The 10,234-nt window shown below is 46.8% G+C and carries 11 protein-coding genes; 10 read left to right on the forward strand and 1 reads right to left on the reverse strand.

The window, feature by feature from the left end:
• Window positions 1-72 precede the first annotated feature (72 nt).
• The 6 genes from AC3WTP_RS19225 (at window position 73) to AC3WTP_RS19250 (ending at window position 5,396) form a co-directional block, all read left to right on the forward strand.
• Window positions 73-996, forward strand: coding sequence for an ABC transporter permease (locus tag AC3WTP_RS19225; protein ID WP_492396250.1), 924 nt, complete (start codon window positions 73-75; stop codon window positions 994-996).
• Between the two features lie 17 nt (window positions 997-1,013).
• Window positions 1,014-1,934, forward strand: coding sequence for a carbohydrate ABC transporter permease (locus tag AC3WTP_RS19230; protein ID WP_492396251.1), 921 nt, complete (start codon window positions 1,014-1,016; stop codon window positions 1,932-1,934).
• Between the two features lie 38 nt (window positions 1,935-1,972).
• Window positions 1,973-3,580: an extracellular solute-binding protein gene (locus AC3WTP_RS19235; protein WP_492396252.1), complete on the forward strand. Its 1,608-nt coding sequence runs from the start codon at window positions 1,973-1,975 to the stop codon at window positions 3,578-3,580.
• A 154-nt stretch (window positions 3,581-3,734) separates the two neighbouring features.
• Complete coding sequence (locus AC3WTP_RS19240; RefSeq protein WP_492396253.1) at window positions 3,735-4,160, forward strand: DMT family transporter; 426 nt, start codon at window positions 3,735-3,737, stop codon at window positions 4,158-4,160.
• A 55-nt stretch (window positions 4,161-4,215) separates the two neighbouring features.
• Window positions 4,216-4,914, forward strand: coding sequence for a Crp/Fnr family transcriptional regulator (locus AC3WTP_RS19245; protein WP_492396254.1), 699 nt, complete (start codon window positions 4,216-4,218; stop codon window positions 4,912-4,914).
• Window positions 4,915-4,934: 20 nt separating this feature from the next.
• Complete coding sequence (locus AC3WTP_RS19250; protein WP_492396255.1) at window positions 4,935-5,396, forward strand: DMT family transporter; 462 nt, start codon at window positions 4,935-4,937, stop codon at window positions 5,394-5,396.
• A gap of 79 nt (window positions 5,397-5,475) precedes the next feature.
• On the opposite strand, the gene AC3WTP_RS19255 is transcribed toward AC3WTP_RS19250, so the two are convergent.
• The gene (locus AC3WTP_RS19255; RefSeq protein ID WP_492396256.1) at window positions 5,476-6,750 is read right to left on the reverse strand and encodes a DUF438 domain-containing protein; all 1,275 of its coding nucleotides are present in this window, start codon (window positions 6,748-6,750) and stop codon (window positions 5,476-5,478) included.
• A gap of 150 nt (window positions 6,751-6,900) precedes the next feature.
• Between AC3WTP_RS19255 and AC3WTP_RS19260 the strand changes: the two genes are divergently transcribed.
• The 4 genes from AC3WTP_RS19260 to AC3WTP_RS19275 all read left to right on the forward strand — a co-directional run bounded on the left by AC3WTP_RS19260 (window position 6,901) and on the right by AC3WTP_RS19275 (window position 9,901).
• Entirely contained in the window at window positions 6,901-7,608 is a 708-nt protein-coding gene (locus AC3WTP_RS19260) for a class I SAM-dependent methyltransferase (RefSeq protein ID WP_492396257.1), read from the forward strand.
• Window positions 7,609-7,762: 154 nt separating this feature from the next.
• The gene (locus AC3WTP_RS19265; RefSeq protein ID WP_492396258.1) at window positions 7,763-8,287 is read left to right on the forward strand and encodes a PadR family transcriptional regulator; all 525 of its coding nucleotides are present in this window, start codon (window positions 7,763-7,765) and stop codon (window positions 8,285-8,287) included.
• Between the two features lie 82 nt (window positions 8,288-8,369).
• Window positions 8,370-9,068 (forward strand): ABC transporter ATP-binding protein, encoded by a 699-nt coding sequence (locus AC3WTP_RS19270; protein ID WP_492396259.1) that lies wholly within the window; start codon window positions 8,370-8,372, stop codon window positions 9,066-9,068.
• 71 nt (window positions 9,069-9,139) lie between these two features.
• On the forward strand, window positions 9,140-9,901 hold the full coding sequence (locus AC3WTP_RS19275) for an ABC transporter permease (RefSeq protein WP_492396260.1): 762 nt from the start codon (window positions 9,140-9,142) through the stop codon (window positions 9,899-9,901).
• Window positions 9,902-10,234 lie beyond the last annotated feature (333 nt).

The following is a 10,234-nucleotide window of genomic DNA, read 5'->3' on the forward strand; positions in this document are numbered from 1 at the left end:
ACGCTTATACTGAAGATGTTCATAGACCCGTACAACAATAAAGCGGTTTATAGATCATAAGGAGGGAACATCATGAGATCCGGTCAAATAGCAATGGGGCGTACGTTCGGACGGATTAAACGAAACTGGGGACTATACGTGCTACTTCTTCCCGCTGTGGTGCTTACTCTATTGTTCGCGTACAAGCCAATGTACGGGATAATCATAGCATTCAAAGATTATAGCCCGGCTCTAGGAATCGATGGCAGTCCTTGGGTGGGATTCAAGTACTTCGAGAAGTTTTTTAATTCCTATCAATTCTCAACAACGATTAAGAACACGATTGTCATCAGTCTTTATAGCCTAGTTACATTTCCGATTCCGATTATGCTGGCGCTATTAATCAACCAAATGAGAACCAACTGGTTTAAGCGTTTCTTCCAGACCGTGTCTTATATGCCGCATTTCATATCAACCGTCGTTATGGTAGGACTGATGATGATATTGCTCTCTCCAAGCACAGGTCTGCTCGGTAACCTGTATCATTTATTTGGCAAAGAGGCTCCCGATCTACTGGGCTCCCCCGGCCTATTCAGCAGCCTGTATGTATGGTCGGATGTGTGGCAGCATGTCGGATGGGACAGCATTATCTATATCGCCGCGCTCTCTGCAATCGATCCCAGCCTGTACGAGGCGGCTACTGTGGACGGAGCAAGCCGTTGGCACAAGGTTCGTGATATCGATATTCCGATGCTGATGCCTACCGCGATTACATTGCTAATATTGCGTGTCGGTGGACTGCTCGGTGTCGGATTCGAAAAAGTATATCTGATGCAGAACGATCTGAACATTTCCTCAAGCGAGATTCTTTCTACTTATGTATATAAGATAGGGCTTCTCAGCAGCCAGTACAGCTTCTCTGCGGCGATCAGCCTGTTCAACACCGTCATTAACTTTATCCTATTGATTCTTGTCAATCAGTTATCGAAAAAATACAGTGAAAACAGCTTGTGGTAGAAGGGAGGCAGGATAATATGGAACTAGCAGCATCTGTAGCAAATAAGAAGCAAGGAAAGATCAAGAACCGGCTATCGGATAAGATTATGGAAGTTCTGATTTACGTATTTGCGGTTGTATTTTTGATAATCTTGATATATCCGATGTACTTTATCGTGATCGCTTCGTTCAGCGATCCGTACGCGGTGGCGGGCGGCCAGGTATGGCTGTTTCCTAAGGGGTTCACGTTGGATGGCTACCGAGAACTGCTACGCCATGAAGGCATTTGGATCGGTTACAGAAACACCATCTTGTACACAACGGTTGGCACAGCAATCGGCTTGGTCGTTAATATATCGGCAGCGTACGCACTGTCAAGAAAAGACCTTGTTGGGAGGAAGTTTCTGTCCTTGTTCTTTATCTTTACGATGTTTTTCAGCGGCGGGTTAATTCCTACCTTCCTGACGATCCGCGACTTCCATTTGTATAACACATTTCTAGTTATGGTTATTCCATTCTCCGTTGTTGTGTTTAATATTATTGTAGCCAAAACCTTTTTCCAGACTAGCATTCCTAATGATCTGTGGGAAGCGGCGCAGATCGATGGCTGCGGCAACATTCGATACTTTGTTCAAATAGTGCTGCCTCTGTCGAAAGCGATTCTAGCGGTGATAGGGTTGTGGATAGCCGTTGGCTATTGGAATTCTTACTTTAATGCCTTGATCTATCTGAAAGATCCGAATCTGTATCCCTTGCAGTTAATATTGCGCAACATCTTGATCACGAATCAGATGCAATCCAGCTTAGGCAGCGGTGAAGCCGCGCAGATCGCGCTTCGTCTCTCCACCATGATGCGATACTCTGTCATTATCGTTGCAACTGTCCCGATCATGTGCGTGTATCCGTTCGTACAGAAGTACTTCAATCAGGGGGTGATGATCGGAGCAGTGAAAGAGTAGAGCCAACTTCTTAGATAAAGGGAAAGGGTGAATGATGAATGAGCATACAAGCCAATAAAATATCAGCCAAAATGTTGATTGCGATTCTGTTGACGACCACGATGTTATTCAGCCTTGCGGGATGCGGCGGCAAAGATACCGCTAAGTCCGCAGACAGCCAGGCAAGCAGCTTTAACAAAGAAGGGCTGCCGATTGTAAATGAGCCTGTGACGCTTAAAGTGTTGACTATGCGTTGGGGAAGCATGGGGGACAGCTTCAAGGAGAACCAGTGGCTTAAAGATCTGGGGAAGGAAACGAATGTTAAGATCGAATGGCAGGTTGTATCTTCTAATGACTGGAATGAGCAGAAGTCGATTATGCTCGCCAGCGGCACGCTTCCTGACATCATCCTAGGCAATCAGACATTCTCGGATTCCGATATCGTGAATAACTTGAGCTATTTCCGCCAGCTGGATGATTATATCGATCAATATATGCCTAACCTTAAAGCAGCCATGGAAGAGACGCCAGAGCTGAGAAAGATCAGCACATTTCCTGACGGGAAGATGTACTCGTTGCCCGCGAGATTACCCGCGCGTCCTAAGACCCAATCCCAACCTGTTATTAATAAGGTCTGGCTCGACCAATTGGGGTTAAAGGCACCAGAGACGCTGGACGATCTTCATAATGTGCTAAAAGCCTTCAAAGAGCAAGATCCGAATGGAAACAACAAGCAGGATGAGATTCCTTATTCGGAGAAGGGCTTAGGCAATTTACTAGATCCATTCGGCATCCCCGATATGAGCGGCACTAATATGATGATCAAGGATGGCAAGCCGACGTACATCCCTATTACAGAGGAATACAAAGAGGGCCTCAAGTGGGCACATCAATTATATACAGAAGGATTAATTGACAGAGAGCTGTATACCCAGGACGACAGCATGAAGCTCGCTAAGCAGCAGAATGCGGAAGCTCCGATAGTTGGCTTGTCCTACCAATGGACGCCGGATGCGGTATTTGGTAAGTGGAGCAATCAATATATGACGATAGCTCCGATCAGCGGGCCAGACGGGAAACGGTACCAGGCAGGAGATCCGAACGGTTTGAGCTTTAGACGCAACGAGATGCTCATCACAACTTCCTGCCAAAACCCAGAGATAGCTGCACGCTGGGCAGACCAGTTCTACACGAACGAAGCAAGCATTCAGAACTTCTGGGGAGCGATCGGAACTGTCGTGAAGAAGAACGATGACGGAACATACACGCTGATGGATCCACCGGCAGGCACCAGCGCAGATGCTTGGTATTGGGAGCAGTCTCTACGAGATTTCGGACCGAAATATGTGAGCCCTTCCTTCGAGAAGAACCTCGTTCTGAACCCAGAGGCAGGCGACGGGCTGAAGCTGGAGATAGACAAGCTGGGCAGCGAATATGTAACGACACCTTTCCCGCAAGTTATGTATACCGCTGAGGAATTCCAAGAGCTTCCGACCCTGACTACGGATATCGACAGCTATGTGACTACGACGCGTGCGCAGTGGGTAACCAAAGGCGGGATCGACGAAGGTTGGGATGCTTATGTGAAGAAGCTTAACGATATGGGACTTGAGCGGTTGATGCAGATTCGTACGGAAGCCTATGATCGTTACATGAGTGTAAAATAAGATATACTTGTCAACTATGATGCTGTCCCGCACAATGCTGCTGCGGGGCAGCATTATTTGTATATAATCGATTATTAGCAGAGGACATATGTCCTTCCCTGAATCCTCGAATCCATTATTAAATAATAAAATAACGGATATGGGGGAGAGCAGCATGAGAGGTATCTTATTCGCATTCATGGCGGGAGCTTTTATAACGCTGCAGGGTGTTGCCAATGCGCGGATCAGCCAAGATATTGGCACTTGGCAAGCGGCGACATTGACGCAATGGACTGGATTCATGACAGTCTTGCTAATTCTGCTGTTTAGACGTGACGGACAATGGCGGAAGCTAAAACAGGTACGACCGTTATATTTGTCGGGCGGAGCCTTTGCGGCGATCATTATTTCTAGTAATATTACAGCTATTCACCAGGTTGGTGCTACGATTACAATATCCGCTGTATTGATTGCCCAGTTAAGTCTAACCTTTCTTATCGACAGTCGGGGATGGTTTGGGATGCTGAAGCAGCAGATGAGGCTGCCGCAGTTCATCGGCATAGGCATGATGATAACGGGCGTAGTGATATTAGGGCTTTGAACAGGTATTTATTTTGTCGTAGAAGTCATGCAAGAAGAGAAAGTGGGGCTAAGCTATGAAAGAGATTCAAGATCGGGAGCAGCTGCTGCAGTATCTGCGTGCTTATGGTATCGAGGATATATTTAATGAACAGTTAATGTCTCATTTGTCGCTGTACCACTTTGATCAAGGGGAAATTATTTGTTCACAAGGAGAACCTTCGCAGCTTCTATATATACTGGTGAAGGGTAAGGTGAAAGTTTATGTGACTTCGCCTGAAGGCAAGAAGCTGATTGTATCCTTTAAGAAACCGCTTGATGTGGTGGGGGAGATTGAATACGTAGCGGGCAACGACATGATCAATACCGTAGAGGCTGTATCACAGGTCCATATGATCGGGATTCATCAACGCTGGCTGAAGAGATATGGAAGTGACTATACGCCGCTGCTGCAGTTCTTATTGCGAATCATTACCCAGAAGTTTTGCATGAAATCCAATTCGTTGAGCTTTAATCTGATGTATCCGGTCGAAGTGCGATTGGCGAGCTATCTGTTGTCGGTCTCGTTTGATGAATCAGATAAGCATTTCATAGGACAGCTTAGTACGAGTAATCTGAGAGATGCTGCGGGCCTGATCGGAACGAGCTACAGACATGTGAATCGAGTCATCCATCAGCTCTGTACCGAAGGACTGATTGAGCGTAACAAGGATTGCATCATCGTGAAGAACAAGGAAGGGCTGCGTGCGCTGGCTGGTAACAATATTTATGAATAAAGGAAAGGCGGGTGATGGTCATGATTACAGGTTTGCTGATGGCATTGGTCGCAGGTTCGTTAGTTAGTGTGCAGAACATTTTTAATAGTAAAATGAATCAACATGCCGGGTCCTGGACCGCTACTGCCGTCGTGCTAGGTTTAGGATTCGCGGCTTCCCTGACGATTGGCTTGATTGTTGAAGGAGGGAATCTATTCAACTTGCAGCATATGCAGGGATGGTATTGGTTCAGCGGAATGATAGGCGTCGGCGTGGTCATTTGCATGATGAATGGGATCAAGCTGCTTGGTCCTACGTATGCCACCTCTATCGTTATGACTTCGCAGCTTGGGTTCGCCTTGCTGTGGGATTCACTTGGCTTGTTCGGCCTGGAGCAGGTTCCATTTACGCTTCAACAGCTGTTAGGTGTAATGGTCATCGCGTGCGGCATTCTGGTCTTCAAATTAGGCGGCGCACGTGTGAAGCAAGTGAGCGTGAGTTAAGAGTATGACGAAGAGACACTGATTCGATCTCAGTGTCTTCGCCGTTTACTGTATACTTCAATTGTGCTTACCGCTTGAACTATGACATGATACGCTTCTGTCCCTCTAGTGCGCGGATTGGGCTTACATTTTGCGTGAACTCTAATGTCCCCATATATTGCCCCGCATCATCTCTTACAGCGAAGTAGCGAATATAGACGAACTTATCCTTGATCGGGATCCAGAAGTCCTCGACATCTTTCTTGCCGGCCTTGAAGTCTGCTAACAGCTCATTGACGATATGGACGCTCTGCGGCGGGTGGCAGTTCTGAACTGTCCGACCGATGACGACCTTCGTACGCGCGAAGATACGATCCTTGCCATGAGAGAAGAACCGAACGACATCATCCTGATCGATGAAGGTAAGGTCAACAGGAAGATGGCTCATGATCAACTCCAGCTGCTTGACAGATAGAATCCCTGTCTCCAAACGAATATAACCGTCAATGGCTGTTTCTTTCGCTTCTTCAGTCTCTGTAGTCGAGCTAACCTGTTCAGGCGAGTCTTTAATAGGATGACGTGTTGGAACCCATACTCCCGCTGGTTCCACTAAACAGTAGCCTATCGTATCGCTCTCATGTGCGATCTTCAGCCATTCATCTTCTGTCAGAGCGTTTAGAGCCATAGGGAACAATATATTCTCTTCCTTCGAGATCATGGCTGTCACTTCATGCATGACGATACGAAGCTGATCCAAGACATCCTGCTGATTAGGTGAACTCTCCATCAATTGACTCTTAGCTTCCTTGATCGCTGCTCGTATCTGATCATTAACACCCCACATCACCTTCGTCGGACCGTAGATTCCGTATTTCTCGAGATAAGGGAACAGCAGATTCTCCTTGCGGCTGTAGTGCTTGTCTACATCCATGAGCAAGTTCAAGTCATTCAAGAGCTTGTAGCGAGTCTGCTCTGAAGCATGCTTGGCATACTGCTCGGTATGAAGCTGGATCTTGAAATTAACGAGTTGATCGATCGCTTTATTCTCCAGCTTAAATGTATGGATCGGATGACCGGGTTGATCTTCAGCGCGATCTGAACGATGGATATCTTCGATTGACCCTTCGAATACGGAAGCGTGCACAGAGCACAGACGCTGTACTTCTTGCAGAGGTATGCCGTCTTCCTTCATCAGCGCTTCTTCCAGCTGCGATATTTCTTGGACCGTAACGTTGCCGATCGCCTGCTTGAATCGCTCTCGCACAGCTTCTTCGGATTGGCCGTTATGAAGCTCCTTTATGATCTCTTTGAGAAGTTGTTGTCGTTCTGTATGATGTAAGGTGTGGTTCTCACGATTGTTTATTAGTTCACTCATCATTAAGCTCCTTTGTCATTGAGATTTATTATCAATGCATGCTTAATGATAGCAGGAAAAAAACTGCGACTATTTGATCCTAATCACACTTTGTGTGAAAGTTTTTCGATATAGTTATCTGTGATTATACGAAGAGGGGAGATATTCCACATGGCGTTCTATCAAGATTTAACACCGTATTATGATGAGCTCTTTCCCGTGAATGAGAAACAGCTTCGATATATAACATCCTATTATGCAGAAGGAAGCTCCTTGCTCGATATGGGTGCGGGAACAGGCAATATGGCATGTGCGTTGGCAGAAGCGGGCTATTCTGTTACCGCCGCGGAACCAGAGGAAATGATGTGCGCTCGTATTCGAGAGAAATCGAAGAGCTATGGACAGCGGCTTCAAGTGCTCCCTCATTCCATGCAGGAGCTGGATCAGCTGACGGATTACTTTGATGGCATATACTGCGTTGGGAATACGCTTGTACACCTTCAAGATCTGAAGGAGATCAGCCAATTCCTGCAGCATGCATATACGAGACTGCGGCCAGAAGGCACATTGCTCATTCAGATCGTCAATTACGATAAAGTGCTGAACAGCGACGGCTTCAAGTTCCCTGTCGTTCGCAAGGAGCATTTCACATTTGAGAGAAGCTATGAGCTGGCTGGCGATAAAGTGCTGTTCACGACAACATTGACTGCAAATGATCAGGCGATAAGCAATACCGTTCCCTTGTTCCCGGTCACGTGCGATCAACTGCTCCCGATACTCGAACAGTGCGGTTATCATCATATCGAAGCTTACGCTAACTTCGAGAAGGCACCGTATACGCCGGAAGCACCGGCATTGGTCTTAGCTGCTCATAAGTAAGGAGCGGCCAATGCATAAAGTAAACTATGGGATTGACAATAAAATCCACAATGGAGTATAGTGTGATTATTACACAAATAGCCAATGTTGGATATACAAAGTTATGTATTCAAGCTTATGAGGTAATGGCTGATACAGGAAGGTTGTAATACGGGTGATTAATCTAATCATACTTTCATTTTTACGACAACGTCAGATGCACGGGTATGAGATTCAACAGCTGATCCAGTTGAGCCGAATGGATGTGTGGGCGAATGTGCTCTCAGGCTCCATTTACTATGCATTGAATAAGATGGAGAATGAGGGACTTATTGAAGCTGTCGCTGAAGAACGAACCGGCGCAAGAATTCGCAAGGTTTACGGAATTACGGAGCAAGGCGAGCAGTTATATCAACAAATGATCCGAGAAACGCTTACCTATACCCCCCATTCCGCCAAATCAGACTTCTCGCTCGGATTGATTTGGATAGAGGATATTCCGGCACCAGAAGCGATTGAATTGCTTGAAAAGAATCTGGCACAAGTTGAGCAATCACTGGCACAGTGGAAATTAGGCAAGGAGATTAAGGGGCAGCATGGTTTGACTCCAATTGTAATTGCCACTTTCGATAATGCGATCGCGCTGCATGAACAGGATATTGCTTTCCTTAAGCAGATTATTTCACTGTTACAGCAATAAAAGTCGCTTGTTAAGAGCGATTTTTATTTTAAGCATATATCCAACGTTGGATAATAAACATTGGTTAAAGGAGATGAATCTAATGAGCACATTGATTAAAGCGCAAGGGCTAGTGAAGACCTATGGCAAGAAGCAGGTCGTAAATGGACTGGATCTAGCGATTGAAGAGGGGGAAGTAGTTGCGATCATTGGTCCTAACGGAGCTGGGAAATCAACCACATTAGATCTTATTCTAGGACTTCGGCGTCCAGATGAAGGTTCCGTAGCCTACTGGACGTCTGAGGCTAACCGTTATATAGGCTTGCAGCTGCAGTCTACCCCTTTCTTTCCCGGGTTTACGGCTATCGAGAATCTAAGATTGTTCGCTGCCTTCTATGGTCTTCGATTGAAGGATAGGCAGCTGATGGTTCACTTAGAACGCTGCGGTCTGGTTGAAGCCGCACGAACAAATGCTTTGAGATTATCGGGCGGACAGCAGAAGCGGCTGGCTATCGCCATGGCGCTTGTACATGAACCGAAGCTGCTGTTTCTTGATGAGCCGACCGCTGCGCTTGACCCTCGGGCTCGTCGCGAGATCCGCGAGCTGATCCAGTCACTCGCTGCAAGCGGAACCTCGATCGTGTTCACCTCTCATGATATGGAGGAGGTGCACAAGCTGGCCAATCGTATCGTTATGCTCAAGGATGGGCGGATCCAAGCATCGGGATCACCTGCATCACTGCTTGACCAGTACAAGATGAACACGCTGGAAGATCTGTACATTTCGTTAACCGGAGGTTGATAGGATGCCTTGAGGGTGACTAGCAGCTTACCAACCATTTGCTAATTCCTATTTTGAGGAGGAACACGAGGATGTTTATTGTGTTAACAACGTTTCTGCAAGGTATTATTCGCGACATCCATACGATTGTGTGGAACATCGCTTTTCCGATCGCCATGCTGGTGGGGCTGGGGTTCTATTTTGACAATCCTGACTATTCGAATCGACTGCTTAGCGGTGTGCTAACGACGAATCTGCTGTTCAGCGCTACGATGGTGACGGCCTTCTATGTGATGTCTCATCGCAATCGAGGGATCTTTAAATTGCTGCGGGTAACACCATTCTCTACTTTATCGTTTATAACGGCAATGACTGGGGCAAGAACGGTGCTCGCTTTGCTCGTAAGCGTATGTGTAATTGTGACCGGCGTTGTCTTTCTTGATATTCAGCTTGAACCCATCAGCTTGCTGCTTATGTTGATCGTACTGCTGATCGGAACGATATGCTTTACCTCGCTTGGCTTCATAGCTGCAAACCTCTCCCGAGATGAAAGCAACGTCAACATGATTTCTAACTTGATGAGCTTTCCTCTTCTGTTTACGAGTGAGGCATTCTATTCCCTTGAGCATGCGCCGCAATGGATCCGTGTGATCGGTGAGCTTCAGCCGTTCTATTATCTAGTTAAGGCGATGGGGATAGCCTTGAATCCTGCGGGTTCGATCTCGGACATATGGCCGCCGCTCGGCATTCTTTCTTTATTTACGGTTGCCTTATTGGTCATCGCCGCACTAACCTTCCGGTGGGATCATGAGCGTCCGGCGGCGCGCGGAAGTAAGCATATTCAGGTGACGTGAATGGCGTCTATAAGTATTTGAGCTTCCGTCAGCGAGTGATATTGACGTCGTGATCGTAACAGTTGAGGCAGAACCTCCGTTAACGCTGGGAAGTTCATCTATCTCGCCGCAGTGGGTCGAGCATCATCTTGAGGGGCACGCCCGATCGCCATTGACGGCAGCCACGCACTTATTCGTTACGGCTGCCATCGTAAGGAGGTAGATCGAAGAGAGATTAGCCTGTCCGATTTGAGAATTTCAGTAGAAATGTTGTACGAAGCGGCTAAGCCCCTTTAATCTGGAGTCCTACCCTACAGTAATTACTCGTGCATTGAATAGCTCGTTATTTCGAGT

It is taken from the genome of Paenibacillus sp. EB106-04-04-XG159, from assembly GCF_058791835.1.

What these genes read in the sequence shown, in the direction of transcription:
- AC3WTP_RS19235 (WP_492396252.1), top strand. Translation starts at nt 1,973, where the DNA reads ATGAGCATACAAGCCAATAAAATATCAGCCAAAATGTTGATTGCGATT.
- AC3WTP_RS19260 (WP_492396257.1), top strand. Translation starts at nt 6,901, where the DNA reads ATGGCGTTCTATCAAGATTTAACACCGTATTATGATGAGCTCTTTCCC.
- AC3WTP_RS19225 (WP_492396250.1), top strand. Translation starts at nt 73, where the DNA reads ATGAGATCCGGTCAAATAGCAATGGGGCGTACGTTCGGACGGATTAAA.
- AC3WTP_RS19240 (WP_492396253.1), top strand. Translation starts at nt 3,735, where the DNA reads ATGAGAGGTATCTTATTCGCATTCATGGCGGGAGCTTTTATAACGCTG.
- AC3WTP_RS19255 (WP_492396256.1), bottom strand. Translation starts at nt 6,750, where the DNA reads ATGAGTGAACTAATAAACAATCGTGAGAACCACACCTTACATCATACA.
- AC3WTP_RS19275 (WP_492396260.1), top strand. Translation starts at nt 9,140, where the DNA reads ATGTTTATTGTGTTAACAACGTTTCTGCAAGGTATTATTCGCGACATC.
- AC3WTP_RS19230 (WP_492396251.1), top strand. Translation starts at nt 1,014, where the DNA reads ATGGAACTAGCAGCATCTGTAGCAAATAAGAAGCAAGGAAAGATCAAG.
- AC3WTP_RS19250 (WP_492396255.1), top strand. Translation starts at nt 4,935, where the DNA reads ATGATTACAGGTTTGCTGATGGCATTGGTCGCAGGTTCGTTAGTTAGT.
- AC3WTP_RS19245 (WP_492396254.1), top strand. Translation starts at nt 4,216, where the DNA reads ATGAAAGAGATTCAAGATCGGGAGCAGCTGCTGCAGTATCTGCGTGCT.
- AC3WTP_RS19270 (WP_492396259.1), top strand. Translation starts at nt 8,370, where the DNA reads ATGAGCACATTGATTAAAGCGCAAGGGCTAGTGAAGACCTATGGCAAG.